At 63.7% G+C, this 16,404-nt stretch carries 21 protein-coding genes; 8 read left to right on the forward strand and 13 right to left on the reverse strand.

The window, feature by feature from the left end; translation table 11 throughout:
- Window positions 1-82 precede the first annotated feature (82 nt).
- The 4 genes from SOM61_RS22875 to tyrS are packed head-to-tail and all read right to left on the reverse strand — an operon-like array spanning window position 83 to window position 3,256.
- Window positions 83-763 (reverse strand): histidine phosphatase family protein, encoded by a 681-nt coding sequence (locus tag SOM61_RS22875; RefSeq protein WP_320476219.1) that lies wholly within the window; start codon window positions 761-763, stop codon window positions 83-85.
- Window positions 764-812: 49 nt separating this feature from the next.
- Window positions 813-1,478, reverse strand: coding sequence for a YbhB/YbcL family Raf kinase inhibitor-like protein (locus SOM61_RS22880; RefSeq protein ID WP_320476220.1), 666 nt, complete (start codon window positions 1,476-1,478; stop codon window positions 813-815).
- 60 nt (window positions 1,479-1,538) lie between these two features.
- Window positions 1,539-1,997, reverse strand: a complete 459-nt coding sequence (dtd, locus tag SOM61_RS22885) for a D-aminoacyl-tRNA deacylase (protein WP_320476221.1) — start codon at window positions 1,995-1,997, stop codon at window positions 1,539-1,541.
- Window positions 1,994-3,256: a tyrosine--tRNA ligase gene (tyrS, locus tag SOM61_RS22890; protein WP_320476222.1), complete on the reverse strand. Its 1,263-nt coding sequence runs from the start codon at window positions 3,254-3,256 to the stop codon at window positions 1,994-1,996. Before tyrS ends, dtd begins: the two co-directional genes overlap by 4 nt.
- A gap of 148 nt (window positions 3,257-3,404) precedes the next feature.
- Here tyrS and SOM61_RS22895 point away from each other — a divergent pair, with 148 nt between their 5' ends.
- On the forward strand, window positions 3,405-4,769 hold the full coding sequence (locus SOM61_RS22895) for a M23 family metallopeptidase (RefSeq protein ID WP_320476223.1): 1,365 nt from the start codon (window positions 3,405-3,407) through the stop codon (window positions 4,767-4,769).
- Between the two features lie 78 nt (window positions 4,770-4,847).
- Window positions 4,848-5,945, forward strand: coding sequence for an anhydro-N-acetylmuramic acid kinase (locus SOM61_RS22900; protein ID WP_320476224.1), 1,098 nt, complete (start codon window positions 4,848-4,850; stop codon window positions 5,943-5,945).
- A gap of 3 nt (window positions 5,946-5,948) precedes the next feature.
- Here SOM61_RS22900 and SOM61_RS22905 read toward each other — a convergent pair whose 3' ends face one another.
- The 7 genes from SOM61_RS22905 to rplM all read right to left on the reverse strand — a co-directional run bounded on the left by SOM61_RS22905 (window position 5,949) and on the right by rplM (window position 9,572).
- On the reverse strand, window positions 5,949-6,215 hold the full coding sequence (locus tag SOM61_RS22905) for a hypothetical protein (protein WP_320476225.1): 267 nt from the start codon (window positions 6,213-6,215) through the stop codon (window positions 5,949-5,951).
- 34 nt (window positions 6,216-6,249) lie between these two features.
- A complete protein-coding gene (locus tag SOM61_RS22910; RefSeq protein ID WP_320476226.1) occupies window positions 6,250-6,477 on the reverse strand; it encodes a hypothetical protein in 228 nt (75 codons plus the stop codon).
- 127 nt (window positions 6,478-6,604) lie between these two features.
- Window positions 6,605-6,973 (reverse strand): iron-sulfur cluster insertion protein ErpA, encoded by a 369-nt coding sequence (erpA, locus tag SOM61_RS22915; RefSeq protein WP_109345080.1) that lies wholly within the window; start codon window positions 6,971-6,973, stop codon window positions 6,605-6,607.
- A 53-nt stretch (window positions 6,974-7,026) separates the two neighbouring features.
- A complete protein-coding gene (locus tag SOM61_RS22920) occupies window positions 7,027-7,428 on the reverse strand; it encodes a bactofilin family protein (RefSeq protein WP_320476227.1) in 402 nt (133 codons plus the stop codon).
- A 112-nt stretch (window positions 7,429-7,540) separates the two neighbouring features.
- The gene (gene argC / locus SOM61_RS22925) at window positions 7,541-8,578 is read right to left on the reverse strand and encodes an N-acetyl-gamma-glutamyl-phosphate reductase (RefSeq protein ID WP_320476228.1); all 1,038 of its coding nucleotides are present in this window, start codon (window positions 8,576-8,578) and stop codon (window positions 7,541-7,543) included.
- A 163-nt stretch (window positions 8,579-8,741) separates the two neighbouring features.
- Window positions 8,742-9,134 (reverse strand): 30S ribosomal protein S9, encoded by a 393-nt coding sequence (gene rpsI / locus SOM61_RS22930; RefSeq protein ID WP_123069985.1) that lies wholly within the window; start codon window positions 9,132-9,134, stop codon window positions 8,742-8,744.
- A gap of 9 nt (window positions 9,135-9,143) precedes the next feature.
- Window positions 9,144-9,572, reverse strand: coding sequence for a 50S ribosomal protein L13 (rplM, locus tag SOM61_RS22935; protein ID WP_123069984.1), 429 nt, complete (start codon window positions 9,570-9,572; stop codon window positions 9,144-9,146).
- Between rplM and SOM61_RS22940 the strand changes: the two genes are divergently transcribed.
- The 5 genes from SOM61_RS22940 (at window position 9,571) to SOM61_RS22960 (ending at window position 13,757) form a co-directional block, all read left to right on the forward strand.
- Window positions 9,571-9,771: a hypothetical protein gene (locus tag SOM61_RS22940; protein ID WP_320476229.1), complete on the forward strand. Its 201-nt coding sequence runs from the start codon at window positions 9,571-9,573 to the stop codon at window positions 9,769-9,771. The two genes, rplM and SOM61_RS22940, sit on opposite strands and share 2 nt — an antisense overlap.
- A gap of 72 nt (window positions 9,772-9,843) precedes the next feature.
- On the forward strand, window positions 9,844-11,298 hold the full coding sequence (locus tag SOM61_RS22945; protein ID WP_320476230.1) for an alpha/beta fold hydrolase: 1,455 nt from the start codon (window positions 9,844-9,846) through the stop codon (window positions 11,296-11,298).
- A gap of 13 nt (window positions 11,299-11,311) precedes the next feature.
- Entirely contained in the window at window positions 11,312-12,043 is a 732-nt protein-coding gene (locus SOM61_RS22950) for an ABC transporter ATP-binding protein (RefSeq protein ID WP_123069982.1), read from the forward strand.
- Entirely contained in the window at window positions 12,040-13,224 is a 1,185-nt protein-coding gene (locus SOM61_RS22955; RefSeq protein ID WP_320476231.1) for an ABC transporter permease, read from the forward strand. The genes SOM61_RS22950 and SOM61_RS22955 overlap by 4 nt, the downstream gene beginning before the upstream one ends.
- A gap of 110 nt (window positions 13,225-13,334) precedes the next feature.
- Window positions 13,335-13,757 carry an OsmC family protein gene (locus tag SOM61_RS22960; RefSeq protein WP_320476232.1) on the forward strand — a complete coding sequence of 141 codons (423 nt, stop codon included), beginning with the start codon at window positions 13,335-13,337 and terminating at the stop codon, window positions 13,755-13,757.
- Between the two features lie 373 nt (window positions 13,758-14,130).
- On the opposite strand, the gene coq7 is transcribed toward SOM61_RS22960, so the two are convergent.
- Both coq7 and SOM61_RS22970 read right to left on the reverse strand, forming a co-directional pair.
- Entirely contained in the window at window positions 14,131-14,775 is a 645-nt protein-coding gene (gene coq7, locus SOM61_RS22965; protein WP_320476285.1) for a 2-polyprenyl-3-methyl-6-methoxy-1,4-benzoquinone monooxygenase, read from the reverse strand.
- Between the two features lie 34 nt (window positions 14,776-14,809).
- Window positions 14,810-15,274 carry a hypothetical protein gene (locus SOM61_RS22970; protein ID WP_320476233.1) on the reverse strand — a complete coding sequence of 155 codons (465 nt, stop codon included), beginning with the start codon at window positions 15,272-15,274 and terminating at the stop codon, window positions 14,810-14,812.
- 234 nt (window positions 15,275-15,508) lie between these two features.
- Here SOM61_RS22970 and SOM61_RS22975 point away from each other — a divergent pair, with 234 nt between their 5' ends.
- Entirely contained in the window at window positions 15,509-16,402 is an 894-nt protein-coding gene (locus SOM61_RS22975) for an ABC transporter ATP-binding protein (protein ID WP_147936574.1), read from the forward strand.
- Window positions 16,403-16,404: the final 2 nt, after the last annotated feature.

Consider the following 16,404-nt stretch of genomic DNA (forward strand, 5'->3'; position numbering starts at 1 on the left):
AAATTTACATTGATTGTTGCGCGTGCGATATTGGCAGGAGGGAGAAACAGGCGTTGTGACGCCTGATTTATGCACCTGGCTATCAGGGCAGGTCGTCCAGCGCCACCTGGCGCAGGTGCTCAGTTTCGCCCCAGCTGACGAGCTTGAGCTTGCCCTCTTCGACCACGAAGCGGTTGATGCTGGCGTTGTGCACCTTGAAGTCGCGCGGCGTTTCCAACGGCAGGCCGAGGGCGGCCCGGTAGGCGCACTCGAGCACGCCGCCGTGCGCCACCAGCGCCAGGGTCTGGCCGGGATGGCGCGCCGCATGGCCCAGGATCGCCTTCGTGGTCCGCTCGAAGAAACTGCGGAAGGTCTCGCCCTGGTTCTTGCCTGGAGGCAGGACCGCATCGACATTGCGCGCCTGCCAGGCGGCGAACTCGAGCGGGAAACGGGCCGCGATCTCGCTGTACAACAAGCCTTCGAAGCCGCCATAGCAGCGTTCGCGCAGTTGGGGATCGCACTGGACACGGCCGGCATCGGCCGCGCCACGGGCGCGCTGGACCGCCTCGGCCGTCTGCCGCGCGCGCGCCAGGTCGCTGGAAATGACCAGGTCGATCTGTTCGCCGGCCAGCGCCGCACCCAGCGCCGCGGCCTGGCGCTCGCCTTCGGCATTGAGTGCGATATCGAGATGGCCCTGCAGCCGACGTTCGGCATTCCAGGCGGTTTCGCCGTGGCGGATCAGGAGGATCGTGGTCGTGCCCGCAGGCGCGTCGTTCAATGTCATGAGGTCCTTGCGCCCGAACCTCGGGGCGGTGAAAAAATCAGATGAGTGATTATTTTAAAAGGTCGGCTGCGACCTGGGGATTGAGCGAATACGTGCCGAAGATGCGCGCCTCGTCGAGGATATGTCCCTGGATTGCCAGGCGCGCCTCGTGGCCCGTGAAGCGCCCCTCGAGCGGCAGGCGCGGGATGTCGAGCGCATACAGCGTAAATACATAATGATGTACGCGCTCGTCGTTCCAGGGTGGGCACGGGCCATCATAGCCATAGAACTCGCCCGCCATGTCGGGGTCGCCCGCGAACCAGCCGGTATAGTCGTTGACGCCGTGGCGCAACTCGTGTTCGGTGCCGTTCTTGATGGTGAAGGCGACCTCAGGGCCGGGCTTGCCATGTGGCGTGACCATGTCGGAAAACATGCCTTCGGCCAGCGACTTGAGGCAGACCGGGATATCGGCCAGCGTCCAGTGGAAGAAATCGACGCGCGGCAAGGCGGCCGGCACGGTGCGGCCTTCCTTGTTGACATCACCGCCTTCGGACGGCACGTCGGGATCGTGGCAGATCAGCACCAGCGACTGCGTGCCGGCTGGCACGTCGTCCCAGGCGATATGGGGATTGCGGTTGCTCGACAGCTTGACGTGGGTAGCCGGATCGCTGACCGCGAACGCGCAGGCGGCGGGGATGTCGGCCCCATCGGTGAATGAGTCGCTCCAGATTCGCATGTGACCTCCCTGGCTACCAACCCTGGCTACTAAATTTGACCTTGGCGCCAGGCGCGGGTTTCAGCGCGCCGCCCCGACGGGATCAATACGCAGCCAGAATGTGACCGGGCCATCGTTGATGAGCGACACTTTCATGTCAGCACCAAATACGCCGGTCTCGACAATGCCATGCCGTTCCCGCGCCTGGCGCACGGCATGCTCGAACAGGCGCCGTCCGTCTTCCGGCGCGGCGGCCGGCGAGAACGAGGGACGCGTACCCGATTTGGTATCGGCCGCCAGGGTGAACTGCGGCACCAGCAGCAGGCCGCCGGCAATGTCCGTCACGCTGCGGTTCATCTTGCCGGCCTCGTCGGAAAACGCGCGGTAGCCCAGCAGCTTGGTCAGCAGCAGGTCGGCCTCGCGTTCGGTATCGCCTTTTTCGGCGCATACCAGCACCATCAGGCCGGGGCCGATGGCGCCGACGGTCTGGCCGTCGACGCGCACCGCCGCTTCGCTCACGCGTTGCAGCAGGCCGATCATGGGGCCAGGGTCACGCGGGCGAACTTGCGCTTGCCGACCTGCACCACGACGGTGCCGGCGGCCACTTGCAGACCCTTGTCGCTGACCACGGCGCCGTCGATGCGCACGCCACCCTGGTCGACCATGCGCATGGCTTCCGAGGTAGAGGCACACAGGCCGGCGGCCTTCAGCAGTTGCGGCAGGCCCAGTGGCGCGCCGGACAGCGACACCTCGGGCACGTCGTCCGGGATGCCGCCCCTGGAGCGGTTGACGAAGTCGGCCAGCGCGTCGTCGGCCGCCGCGGCCGAGTGGAAGCGCGTGACGATTTCCTTGCCCAGCGCCACTTTCGCATCGCGCGGGTTGGCGCCGCCGTCGATCGTCGCCTTCAACTGGGCGATGTCGCCCTCGGAGCGGAAGGACAGCAGGTTGAAATACTTCCACATCATCTCGTCAGAGATGCTCATCAGCTTGCCGAACATGCTGTTCGGGGCTTCGGTGATACCAATATAGTTGTTCTTGGACTTGGACATCTTGTCGACGCCGTCCAGGCCTTCCAGCAGCGGCATGGTCAGGATGCACTGCGGCTCCTGGCCATAGTCCTTCTGCAGCTCGCGGCCAACCAGCAAGTTGAATTTCTGGTCCGTTCCACCCAGCTCAAGGTCTGACTGCAAAGCGACCGAATCGTAGCCCTGCATGAGCGGATACAGGAACTCATGCACAGCGATCGGAGTCCCACTCTTGTAGCGCTTGGTGAAGTCGTCGCGCTCCATCATGCGGGCCACGGTGTAGCGCGAGGCGAGCTGGATCATGCCGCGCGCGCCCAATGGGTCGCACCATTCGGAGTTGTAGCGGATTTCCGTGCGGCCGGCGTCCAGCACCAGCGACGCCTGGCGGAAATACGTCATCGCGTTTTCCTCGACCTGCTCGCGGGTCAGCGGCGGACGGGTGGCGTTGCGGCCCGACGGGTCGCCAATCATGGACGTGAAGTCGCCGATCAAAAAGATCACCTGGTGGCCCAGGTCTTGCAATTGACGCAACTTATTCAGCACCACTGTGTGGCCGAGGTGCAAGTCCGGCGCTGTCGGATCCAGGCCCAGCTTGATGCGCAGCGGCTTGCCGGTTTGTTCGGAGCGCGCCAGCTTTTGGGCGAAGTCGCTTTCGATCAGGAGTTCGTCGACGCCACGTTTGGCAATGGCAAGAGACTCAAGAACCTTGTCAGTCAGTGGCAAAGGCTTAATGGAAGTTGCCGCACTACCATTAAAGGCTGCGTTAGAGGTCATAAATTCGTGTAGGAAATTGGCTAAAACGGTTGTAGGACCACATCTTTTGGTATAATTCACGATCCTGTTTTAGTTTCCTAAAGAAAACTTTTTCGGAAACGTCAGAACATGGCCCTTGAAAGTTCAGCCGCAAATTTTAACTGATTGCATGAACCCTATACAGAAAATCACTGGTAAAAGCCTGCTAGCGCTGCTGCCGAAGACCCGCAAAGCCCGCGTCCTGAGCGCCGGCGCTGTCTTCCTGAGCGTGTGCGCCTTTGGCGCCGTGGGCGTTGCACCGATCGCTCCCGATCCCTCCGACCTGCCCGTCACCTCTGTTGCGCAAGACCTGGAACTGCCGAACCTGGCCGACCAGATCGCCGCGCTCCAGCAAGACGAGCAGCAATTCATCCACGAAGAACGCATCCGCCGCGGCGATTCGCTCGGCTCGCTCTTCACCCGCCTCGGCATCGAGGACGCGCAAGCGCAAAAGTTCGTTCGTTCGGACAAACTCGCCAAGCGCCTGCTGTCGCTCCAGACCGGCAAACGCATCCAGGCCGAGACCGACGAAAACGGCCTGCTGCTGTCGATGCGCGCCACCGTCACCGACGGCAAGAGCGGCGAAGCACGTACGATCAGCGTCGAGCGCAAGGGCGAGGAATTCGTCGCCCTCGAAGCGCCGGCCAAGCTCGAACGCCGCGTCGAGATGCGCTCGCGCGAGATCGCCAGCTCGCTGTACGCAGCCACCGACGCCAATGTCGACGGCGGCAGCATCCCTGATTCGGTCGTTGGCCAGATCATCGAGATGTTCTCGACCAATATCGACTTCCGCAGCGACGTCAAGCGCGGCGACCGTTTCAATGTCGTGTACGAGACCTTCTGGCTCGACGGCGAACTGATCAAGACCGGTCGCATCCTGGCTGGCGAATTCGTCAACCGCGGCACCAGCTACCAGTCGGTGTGGTACGAAGATCCGGTCTCCAAGCAGGGTGGCTACTACTCGCTGGACGGCAAGTCGCTCAAGAAAGCCTTCCTCAAGTCGCCACTGCAATACTCGCGCGTCTCGTCGGGCTTCTCGATGCGCGTGCACCCGATCTCAGGCAAGTTCAAGGCGCATAAAGGCGTCGACTTCGCCGCCGCCACCGGCACCCCGATCCGCGCCGTGGCCGACGCCACCGTCGACTTCGCGGGCAACGGCAATGGCTACGGCAATATGGTCGTCCTGAAGCACTGGTCGAACTACAGCACCGCCTACGCCCACATGAGCCGCATCGCACCGGGCATGCGCAAGGGCAGCAAGATCAGCCAGGGCCAGGTGATCGGCTACGTCGGCTCGACCGGCTGGTCGACCGGCCCGCACCTGCACTATGAATTCCGCGTTGCAGGCGTGGCCAAGGATCCGAACAAGTTCAAGTCGCTGGCCCAGCAACCGCTGAACCAGGCCGAACTGGCACGCTTCCGCATGGCGGCCGCCGAGATGAACCACCGCTTCTCGCTGATGGCGCCAAGCGGCTCGTCGATGGCAGCCCGCTAAGCCGTACTGCCTTATTACAAAACGCCCTCCTCGCATTGCGATGCCGGAGGGCGTTTTCTTTTGTATGCGTTGAGAACCATGACCGAAACTCACTCTCTCTACATCGGCCTGATGTCCGGCACCAGCCTCGACGGCGTCGATGGCGTGCTGGCCGATTTCTCGAACGGCGCCATCCAGACCCTGTCGGCCGCCTTCACCCCCTTCCCTGCCGAACTGCGCAGCGAACTGATGGCGCTGCAAGCCGCCAGCCACAACGAACTGGAGCGCGAAGCGCTGGCCGCCAACGCACTGGCCCTGGTCTATGCCGACTGCGTGCGCTCACTGCTGCCATCCTGCCCGGCGCCGGTGACCGCGGTGGCCGTTCACGGCCAGACCATCCGCCACCGCCCGGAACTGGGTTTTACGCGCCAGACCAATAACCCGGCCTTGCTCGCCGAGCTGACCGGCATCGACGTGATCGCCGACTTCCGCAGCCGCGACATCGCCGCCGGCGGCCAGGGCGCGCCGCTGGTGCCGGCCTTCCACGAGGCTGCCTTCGGCAAACCGGGCACCGCGCGCGTGGTGGTCAATATCGGCGGCATCGGTAATATCAGCGTGCTGCACGGCGACGGCCGCGTGACCGGTTTCGATACCGGTCCCGGCAATGTCCTGCTCGACCTGTGGATCGCGCGCCATCAGGGCCGCGCGTATGACGAGGATGGCGCCTGGGGCGCCAGCGGCAAGGTGCACCAGCCGCTATTGAATGAACTGCTCGACGAATCCTATTTCCGCCAGCCGGCGCCCAAGAGCACGGGCCGCGATCTGTTCCACGCGCCATGGCTCGATGCCAAGCTCGCATCCTTCGGCAAGCTTGCGCCGGCCGACGTGCAGGCGACCCTCGTGCAATTGACAGCGGTCACGATCGCGCGCGCGATCCGCGACGAAGGCGTGATGCCGGACGCGGTCTATGTCTGTGGTGGCGGCGCCTACAACGGCGCGCTGCTGCGCGCCATCGGCGTCGAACTCGGCGGCGTGAAGGTGGCCTCGACGGAGGAACTGGGCGTGGCGCCGAACCGGGTCGAGGCGCTCGCCTTCGCCTGGCTGGGCTGGCGTTTTGCGAACCGCGAACCGGGCAACCTGCCAGCGGTCACCGGCGCGCGCGGTCCGCGCATCCTGGGGGCGTTGTACCCGGCCTGATGCTCAGGCCGCCAGGCCTTTTTGCAGCAGCTGTGCCACCAGTTCGTTGAGGTCGACGCCTTGTTCCTTGCTCTGCGCCTGCAACTGCTTGACCAGGTCGCCATTGAGCTTGACCGCGAACGGCACCAGGCCCAGCGCGCGGTCGCGTTCGCGTTGTTCGCGGCGGTCCGCTGCCGGGGCATCCCCAGCCTTGCCGACGACGGCGCCCTTGGGACCCATCTTGTTCATCAGCTTCTTTGCGTCGTATTTCGCGAGGTTGGTCTTGTCCATTATTGCCTTGATGTTGAATTAATAGTGTGCAGCGTCAGTCGAAACGCTTGAGCCGCTGGCCGAGGATGCCCCACTGGCACGGCACGCCATCTACCACGCCGCACAGCGCCCAGCCGGTGCCGATTTTTTCCACCGTGACCTCGCTCTCGATCTCCCGGGCCAGCTTCTCGGCCCAGCCTTTGGCGGCTCCCTGCCCCTTGAACAATTCTTTGCCGTCATAGATGACGGTGGCCTCGAACACGGGCATGGCGAATACGGTCATTGCTACCTCTGTCTCAAAAAAGCGTCATGCTACCACCGTGGGCCGATGGCGCCGGCGGCAAATACAAACGGCCCGCACGAGCGGGCCGTCGATGATCCAGACCGTGGTCTGGACAGGCAAGCAACGATTACGCCGAGAACGACGAACCGCAGCCGCAGGTCGAGGTGGCGTTCGGGTTCTTGATCACGAACTGGGCGCCTTCGAGGTCGTCCTTGTAGTCGATCTCGGCGCCGACCAGGTACTGGTAGCTCATCGAGTCGATCAACAGCTGGACGCCTGCCTTTTCCATCGTCGTATCGTCTTCATTGACGATCTCGTCGAAGGTGAAACCATATTGGAAGCCCGAGCAGCCACCGCCCTGCACGAAGACGCGCAGTTTCAGGTCGGGGTTGCCTTCTTCTTCGATCAGCTGAGCAACTTTCTGAGCCGCGCTGTCGGTGAAGTTGATTGGTACGGGAATCGTGTCGAAATCTACTACTTCGGCGACTGCGGTCATGGGAAAGCTCCTGAATAAATCAAACACCGTCCATTATAGACGGTTGGCGGAAGTCATGCTGCCGAGCCTTCCACAGCGTCGGCTAGATGAAACACCGGCTCGCTGGCGGGTTGGTGCGTTAATTTACCTGTTACCAACGCCCCGCCATGCATCTCGAGCAAACGGTAATGCACATCCCCATTAATGCGGCCTTTCGGCTGTAATTCAAGGAGTTCCGACGAATAAACAGCCCCGGCAATGTAGCCATTGACCACCAGGCTGGCGCAGCGCACCTCGCCTTCGATGCGCGCGTGCTCCGACACGATCAGCATGCTGTCGGCGCCATCGGCCGCCACCACATTGCCATGGACTTCGCCGTCGATCCGCAGCCCGCCGGTGAAACACAGGTCACCCTCGATGCGGGCCGAAATACCGACCAGGCTGTCTATCTCGCTTTTCACTTGTCGACCGAACATGACGCACCTCTGAGGGAAATTGACCGTTGGATTGAACGTGTCCAACAGTCAATTTACCCGGCTCAAAGGCCGTCGCTTTGATCTGCGTCGGGTCGCGCAACGAGCGTAATAGTTATGGCAACAAGGCGATCTGCTGCAGGCCCTTCGACTCTTCCAGGCCGAACATCAGGTTCATGCACTGCACGGCCTGGCCCGACGCGCCCTTGACCAGATTGTCCTGCACCACCAGGATCACGACGGTGTCGGTGCCTTCCGGACGGTGCAGCGCCAGGCGCAGCATGTTCGAGCCGCGGGTCGAGCGCGTCTCTGGATGCGAGCCGAACGGCATGACGTCGACGAATTCACTGTCTTTATACTGCTCTTCGAACAGCGCCTGCAGGGCGGCGTTGTCGATCTCTTTCGTCAGGCGAGCGTACAGCGTTGCGTGCATGCCGCGGATCATCGGCACCAGGTGCGGGGTGAAGATCAGGCCAACCTTCTGGTCGGTGTAGCGCGCCAGCTGGGCCGAGGTTTCCGGCGTATGGCGGTGACCTTGCACGCCATAGGCCTTGAAATTGTCGCTCGACTCCGAGAACAGCGTACCGATCTCGGCCTTGCGGCCGGCGCCGGAAACGCCCGACTTGCAGTCGGCGATCAGGCTGCCGGCGTCGATCAGGCCGGCTTTGAGCAGCGGATAGTAGCCCAGCTGCATCGTGGTCGGGTAGCAGCCCGGGTTGGCGATCAGGCGCGCGCCCTTGATGGCGTCGCGGTTCAATTCCGGCAGGCCGTAGACGGCTTCATCCAGCAGCTCGGGCGCGGTGTGCTCGATCTTGTACCATTTTTCGAAGACGGCGCGGTCCTTGATGCGGAAGTCCGCCGCCAGGTCGATCACCTTGACGCCGGCCGCCAGCAGCTCGGGCGCCTGGGCCATCGCCACGCCGTGCGGGGTGGCGAAGAACACCACGTCGCACTGCTTGAGGTCGGCCTTGTCCGGGCTCGAGAAGGCGATATCGACGCGGCCACGCAGCGAAGGAAACATATCGGCGACCGGCAGGCCGTCTTCCTTGCGCGAAGTGATCGCCGTCAGTTGCACATCCGGATGAACGGCCAACAGCCGCAGCAATTCCACGCCCGTGTATCCGGTTCCGCCGACGATGCCAACTTTAATCATGTCTTTTCCTTCAATAATGGTAAAAAGGCCCCTATTAGGACGAGGCTGCATTTTAACAGTCTGTGTAGCCGGGTGCTGTACCTATCCCCAAAGCAAAAAAGCCGCCCAACCTTGCGGCGGACGGCTTTTCTGAACCAGTGCCCGAAGGCACTGAGGAAGGCGATTAACGCTTCGAGAATTGCTTTGCGCGACGTGCTTTGCGCAGACCAACTTTCTTACGCTCGACTTCACGGGCGTCACGGGTGACGAAACCGGCACGTGCCAGGTCGCCCTTCAGTGCTGCGTCGTAGTCGATCAGAGCGCGGGTAATGCCGTGACGGACGGCGCCAGCCTGGCCCGATTCGCCACCGCCGTGCACGTTGACCTTGATGTCGAAACGTTCGACGTTGCCGGTCAGTTCCAGCGGCTGACGGATCACCATCAGGCCGGTTTCACGCGAGAAGTATTCCGATGCCGGTTTACCGTTCACGATGATCTGGCCGGTGCCAGCTTTGATGAACACGCGAGCGACTGCACTCTTGCGACGGCCGGTGCCGTAGTTGTAGTTACCGATCATGTCAGTTCCTTAGAGGGTCAGTGCTTGTGGTTGCTGAGCAGCGTGCGGGTGCGAACCTTCCGCGTACACTTTCAGCTTCTTGATCATGGCGTAGCCGAGTGGGCCCTTAGGCAGCATGCCCTTGACAGCTTTCTCGAGTGCGCGACCTGGGAAACGCTGTTGCATTTTCAGGAAGTTGGTTTCGTAGATACCGCCCGGGTAGCCCGAGTGACGGTAGTACGTTTTTGCGGTGGCCTTGGTGCCGGTCACGCGCAGTTTGCCGGCGTTGATCACGACGATGAAGTCACCGGTGTCAACGTGCGGGGTGAACTCTGGCTTGTGCTTGCCGCGCAGTCGGAGTGCCACTTCGCTGGCAACACGTCCGAGGACCAGGTCCGTCGCGTCGATGACAAACCAGTCGCGCTGGACTTCATGGCCCTTAGCGGAAAAAGTTTTCATGTTTATTCCAAAAGAAAAAATTGCTCAAATGGTGGTTCCGCACAAATGCTTCAGCGGACTCGTCCTTATTGTCTTTCCTGAGCAAACGGAAAGCCGGCAATCATACCGCCCTTACCTCCTTGCCGTCAATCCCCATCCACGTCGGGCGCGCACAGCCCGCAGCTTGCGCAAGGGCCGCTACCCGAAGCGCATGCCTTGATGCATCGTTGAAACAATCGGTTGACCGGAGAAACAACGCGAACTTATCATCGTTGCAACCTGAGGAGATGCTGTGAAGAGATTCAAGATTCTGCCCGCCATATTGTTCCTGCCACTCCTGGCGACGACGAGCCTTGCCAGCGCCCAGCCTGCCGCCAGCACGCCGGCGCCGTCGAAGACCGAACGCAGCTGCCACCTGCCCGGCGTGGTCGAAGCGCTGCGCTGCGTCAGCGTCGATGTCCCGCTCGACTATGCCAAGCCGCAAGGCGCGCCACTGAAACTGCACGTGACCGTGGCCCCGGCCTACCGCCAGGGCACGCGCAGCGACCCGCTGTTCGTGCTGGCCGGCGGCCCCGGCCAGGCCGGCAGCGACGTGCTGCCCCTGCTCAAGCTCGCCTTCGACCGGGTGCGCGCCACTCGTGACATCGTCTTCATCGACCAGCGCGGCACCGGCCGCTCGGGCAAGCTCGATTGCGAAAGCAAGCCCGAACACGAGCGCATGACCGACGACGAGCTGATGGCCGAGCTGCGCGCCTGCATCGCCAATAATAAGCAGCCGCTGGCCGCCTACACAACGGCCAACGCCGCGCGCGACCTGGAGCAGGTGCGGCGCGCCCTGGGCTACCGCCAGGTGAACCTGTGGGGCGGCTCCTACGGCACCCGCCTGGGCCAGGCCTATGCGCGCGCCTATCCGGACAGCGTGCGCAGCCTGGTGCTGGACGGCGTGGCCGCGCCCGACCAGGTGATTCCGGCCGGCGGCCGTGACGGCCAGGCCGCGCTCGACGGCCTGTTCGACGCCTGCACCAAGGACGCTGCTTGCAACAAGGCGTATCCGAAACTGCGCGCCGAATTCGATGCGCTGGTGCAGAAGGTCGAGGCCGGGGACGTCCACCTGTCGCTGCCCAATCCGCGCACCGCCGAGCCGACCGAGTTCACCATGAGTTCGCAGCGTTTCCTTGGCACCGTGCACAACATCCTGTATGCGCCGGCCGATGCGCGCCGCCTGCCCTTCCTGATCCACAGCGCCAGCCGCGGGCGCTGGGAGCCTTTCGTCGCGCGCCAGAACCTGGCCGGCGACTTCGGCAACGACGCCAGCATGTCGATGCTGCTGCACTTCGCCGTGGTGTGCGCCGAAGACGTGCCGCGCTTTACGCCCGAGCTGATGAAATCCGACGCCGCCGTGCTGGCGCGCCCGCTGGCCGAGATGATCCCGAAACTGTGCCAGGACATCAGGGTGCCCGCGGTGCCATACGTAGCGCCATCGCGCATCGAGGCGCCGACCCTGCTGCTGTCGGGCGCCCTCGATCCGGTCACGCCGCCGCACCGCGCCGCGACGGCCGCGAAGTCGATGGCGCACGCCCAGCACGTGGTGGTGGCCAATGCCGGCCATGGCGTGTCGCAGCTCGGCTGCGCGCCGCGCCTGCTGCGCGCCTTCCTCGACCGGCCGCAAGACAAGCTCGACGCCGCCTGCATGGCCGAGGTGCCGGCCCCCACCTTCCAGCTCGGCAGCGCCGGGCCGCAACCCTGAATTCGGAAACTCCATGATCGAAGTCCACGATGTACGCAAGCAGTTCGGCGCCGTCCAGGCGCTGGGCGGCGTTTCCTTCACCGCGCGCGACGGCCAGATCACCGCGCTGCTGGGCCCCAACGGGGCCGGCAAGACCACCCTGCTGCGCACCCTGGTCGGGTTGCTCAAACGCGACCACGGCGCCATCTCGATCGGCGGCGTCGACCCCGAGAAGGATCCGATGGCGGTGCGCCGCAATATCGGCTTCCTGACCGACCAGTTCGGGCTGTACGAACGCCTCACCACGCGCGAATATCTGAACTACTTCGGCGAATTGAACGGCATGGACGGCGCCGCGCTGCGCACCCGCGTCGGCGAGGTGTCGGACCTGCTCGGGATGGACGACATCCTCGAGCGCCAGACCAAGGGCTTCTCGCAGGGCCAGCGCATCAAGGTGGCGCTGGCGCGCACCCTGCTGCACCGCCCGCGCCACCTGCTGCTCGATGAACCGAGCCGCGGCCTGGACGTGATGAGCACGCGCGCGCTGCGCACTGCGCTGAACGCCCTGCGCGAGGATGGCTGCTGCGTCATCATGGCCACCCACGTGATGCAGGAAGTGATCCACCTGTGCGAGGACGTGATCGTCATCGCCAAAGGCCATACCGTGGCCCAGGGCTCGCCACAAGAACTGTGCCGGCGCACCGGCATCGCCGACCTGGAAGACGCCTTCGTCAGCCTGGTGGGCACCGAGGAAGGTATCGCATGAAGTCCAAACTCAAGGTCGTATTCCTGAAAGAGCTGCGCGAGACGCTGCGCGACCGGCGCACTTTCGGCTTCCTGGTGCTGGCGGTGCTGTTCTATCCGGCGATCCTCGGCTTCACGCTGCACCAGCTGATCGACAAAAGCACCCGCACCGAACGCGAAGGCATCCACCTGACCGTGATCGGCGGCGCCAAGGCCCCGACCCTGATCGCCCAGCTGCGCGAGCGCAGCGTGACGATCAACGACTCCGGGCCCATGACCGAGGAAGCGATCGGCGAACTTTTGCATGGCAAGAAGATCGCGGCCGTGCTGCGCCTGTCGGACGACTTCGTCGACAACTACCAGTCGATGCGCCCGGCGCGCATCGAGCTGTGGTTCGACTCGTCGGCCGAGAGCGGCCCGCAACGGCGCGAGCTCGAAGATATCCTGCAGGCCTACGGCAGCAATATCGCCAGTGCGCGCCTGCTGGCGCACGGCGTGTCCCCGGCCACGCTGGCGCCGATCCAGCTGCAACGCTACGACACCGGCACCAATGCCTCGCGCTCGGCCATGATGATCGGCGGCTTGATCGGCTTCCTGTTCTTCCCGGCCTTCCTCCTGAACATGTCATCGGCAGTCGACAGCACCGCCGGGGAACGCGAACGGCGCTCGCTGGAAGTGCTCATGGCGCAGCCGGCTCACAGCTGGGAGCTGGTGGGCGGCAAGTGGCTCGCCTCCAGCGTGCTGGCGATGCTGGGCGTCACCGTGGTGCTGATGCTGGGCCACGCGATCCTGAGATGGCTGCCGCTGGAAGAAATCGGCATGTCGTGGAACCTCGGCTGGGGCGAGCTGCTGCTGGTCTGCCTGGCCACGCTGCCGCTGGCGCTGCTGTCTTCCGCCCTCTACATCGCCATGGCGATGAATGCCAAGACGTTCAAGGAAGCCCAGACCACGGTCAGCCTGGTGATGATCCTGCCACTGCTTCCGGGCTTCGTGGTCTCGTTCATGGAACTCAAGACGGCGCAGTGGATGTACCTGGTGCCGATGCTGTCGAACCAGACCCTGATCAAGGAACTGGCCAAGAGCGGTGACATCGGCTTCACGCCGTTCGTGCTGACCTTCCTGTGTTCGCTGGTCCCGGCGCTGCTGATCGTCGCCTTCGCGAGCTGGCGCATGAAGAGCGAGAAATACGTATTGGGTGTTTGATGCGGGGAGTATGAAGGGAGTGTGAGAATCGGCGGCCGCCTTGCACGCAAGGGCGGCGGCTGCCGTACAATCGACTCTCTTATCGACCCATCAGCAACACGGAGAATCGCATGGAAGTGAAAGTCAGCTGGAACGGCCCGTCGGGCATGAGTTTCCGGGCCGAGACCGGCAGCGGCCACATGGTGGCCATGGACGGCGCGCCGGACGGCGGCGGCCATAATCTGGCGCCGCGCCCGATGGAGATGGTCCTGGTGGGCACCGGCGGCTGCAGCGCCTACGACGTGGTCCTGATCCTCAAGCGCAGCCGCGAAGACGTGCGCGGCTGCGACGTGACCCTGCAGGCCGAACGCGCCGACACCGATCCCAAGGTGTTCACCAAGATTAACTTCCACTTCACGGTCACCGGCCACGAGCTGAAACCGACGGCGGTGGAACGCGCGGTCAGGCTGTCGCACGAAAAATACTGCTCGGCGTCGATCATGCTGGCCAAGACGGCCGAGATGACGCATTCGTTCGAGATCGTCGAGGTCTGATAGGGCTCGACGATCTCGCTGGCCTCAAGACCGTCGCTCCCGCGAAGGCGGGAACCTGAGTGTGCTGGCAGGCCAGGACCGTCAAAAGTCGGTGGCAGCGCGTCGGACTTGGATTCCCGCCTGCGCGCACTGGTGTCCGGAATAATTTCGGGCGCTTGAATAAGCCCGCTTCATAGGAAAAACCACGTCGTTCCCGCGGAGGCGGGAACCCAAGTGTACCCGGCCAGCATGAACATTCTGTGATTTCACTTGGATCCCCGCCTCCGCGGGGATGACGATGCATACTTTGCGTATAAATATTCCGGACACCAGTGCGCCTGCGAAGGAATGACGTGCATAAGGCGCGGGTCGAAATGTGCGTCGAGGCAGCGGATCAAATCCGGTAAGCGGTGGTGGTCATCACCTTCGCCATCGCCCGCATCGCCACCTTGACCGGCAAGGGCAGCGAGGCTGCGCCCGCGGCCTGCGCCGCGTCGGCGTGCGCGATCTCGTCGATGCGCATCTGGTCGACGATGGCGCGCGACTTGGCGTCTTGCGCCGGCAGCAGCTCGAGGTGGCTGTTCAGGTGCGCCTCGACCTGGCGCTCGGTCTCGACCACGAAGCCCAGGCTGATCGGATCGCCGATCCGGGCCGCCACGCTGCCCATCACGTAGGCGCCCGCATACCACAGGGGATTCAATACGCTCGGCTGCGATCCGAGCTCGCTCAGGCGCTGCGCGCACCAGGCCAGGTGGTCTTCTTCCTCGCGCGCGGCGTGCTCGAACTGGGCGCGCACCTCTTGCGTATGGGCGAAGTTGGCCTGCGAATCGTAGAGCGCCTGTGCGCATACCTCGCCCACGTGGTTCACCCGCATCAGGCCCGCGGCGTGGCGGCGCTCGGCGTCGCTCAATTCGCTGTCGATGGCGTGCGCGCCCGGGTTCGGGCGCGACATCGCCGCCACGCCGCCGACGACGCGCAAGGCCTTGTCGACGCCGACGATCAGTTGGTCCAGGGGGCTGATGAAACGGTTCGCAATCATGGTGTGCTCGATGTTCTGGTCGCTGAAGCGCTCATTATAAGTCTTCGGCATGCGGTCCAGAGCCCGCCTCTGCCTTTGGCGCCTCCTGCTCCTTCTTTTTACGCGCGATCCACCCGGCCAGCGGGCCCTCGGGCTCCAGCCCCGAGATATTCTTGGCCACGCCCAGGTTCAGCTCCATCAGGAACGGCACCGACACCAGCGGCACGCCCGGGCAATGGCGCTTGAAGGCGTCCAGGAAGCGCGCGCACTCCACCGTCGGCATCACCTTCGCGCCGCTCATGAACTGCAGCACGCTGGTGATGGTGTGGCCCTTGCCCAGCGTGTGGTAGATGAAGCGGTTGAACTCGCGGTCGACCGTCTTGAAGTCGATCGCCTCCTTGGTCATCAGGCCGGCCAGGTAGACCAGGCCCAGCGCGACGCGGAACCAGTCGGTGGATTCGGCCCGGCTGCGCCCTTCGCGCATCAGGATCAAGAGCTTTTCTTGGGTGATGGAGTCCATGCGTGCATTATCCATGCTTTGCCCCAGCTTGCGCTGCACGCCCGTCCTCCATTGCAAGAAATTTATCGAAAGAAAACCATCATGCGTCCTGTCACCGGATAATGCGGTCTGGGTCCCTGTTTGGACCGTGTATCGCACCGGGCCCGCCGCGGCCGTGCCGATTGAATACAATGCCAGTATGAAAAAGTGTTTGGTCCTGCGTAAAGACGCGTGGGGCAGCAGCGAGGAGTCGTCATGCAACTGAAAATCCGCAATTTGTCCAAGACCTACGCCAATGGCGTGGTCGCGCTGGACCGTGTCACGCTCAACATCCCGGCCGGGATGTTCGGGCTGCTCGGCCCGAACGGCGCGGGCAAATCGACGCTGATGCGGATCCTGGCGACCCTGCAGGAATGCGACTCCGGTTCAGTGTTCCTGGACGATATCGACGTGCTCGACGAAAAGGATGCGGTGCGCCGCATGCTGGGCTACCTGCCGCAGGATTTCGGCGTCTACCCGAAGGTGACCGCCTACGAACTGCTGGACCATTTCGCGCAACTCAAAGGCCTGTCGCACAAGGCGCGCCGGCGCGAGGTGGTCGACGGCCTGCTGCAGCAAACGAATTTGTGGGAAGTGCGCGACCAGCGCCTGGGCACCTTCTCGGGCGGCATGCGCCAGCGCTTCGGCATCGCCCAGGCCCTCTTGGGCGACCCGCGCCTGATCATCGTCGATGAACCCACCGCCGGCCTCGATCCCCAGGAACGGGTGCGCTTCCACAACCTGCTGTCGGACATCGGCGAAGAACGCACCGTGCTGCTGTCGACCCATATCGTGTCCGACGTGGCCGACCTGTGCGCCAATATGGCGATCATCAACAAAGGCCAGGTGCTGCTGTGCGGCGAGCCGCAAGAGCTGATCTACGGGATCGAAGACTTCATCTGGGCCCGTTTCGTCACCAAGGCCGAGCTGCCCGCCTTCCAGTCGCGCTACAGCGTGATCTCGACCCGCCTGCTCAGCGGCCGCACCCTGATCCATGTGTACTCCGAGGACGATCCCGGCGACGGCTTCGAGCCGGCGCGCGCCAGCCTGGAAGACGTGTATTTCGCCACCATCGCCGGCCGCCACAACCCGGCCGCGGGGAACTGCTGACC

The sequence above is a fragment of the Massilia sp. CFBP9012 genome, from assembly GCF_034045115.1.
Lineage (GTDB): Bacteria > Pseudomonadota > Gammaproteobacteria > Burkholderiales > Burkholderiaceae_D > Telluria.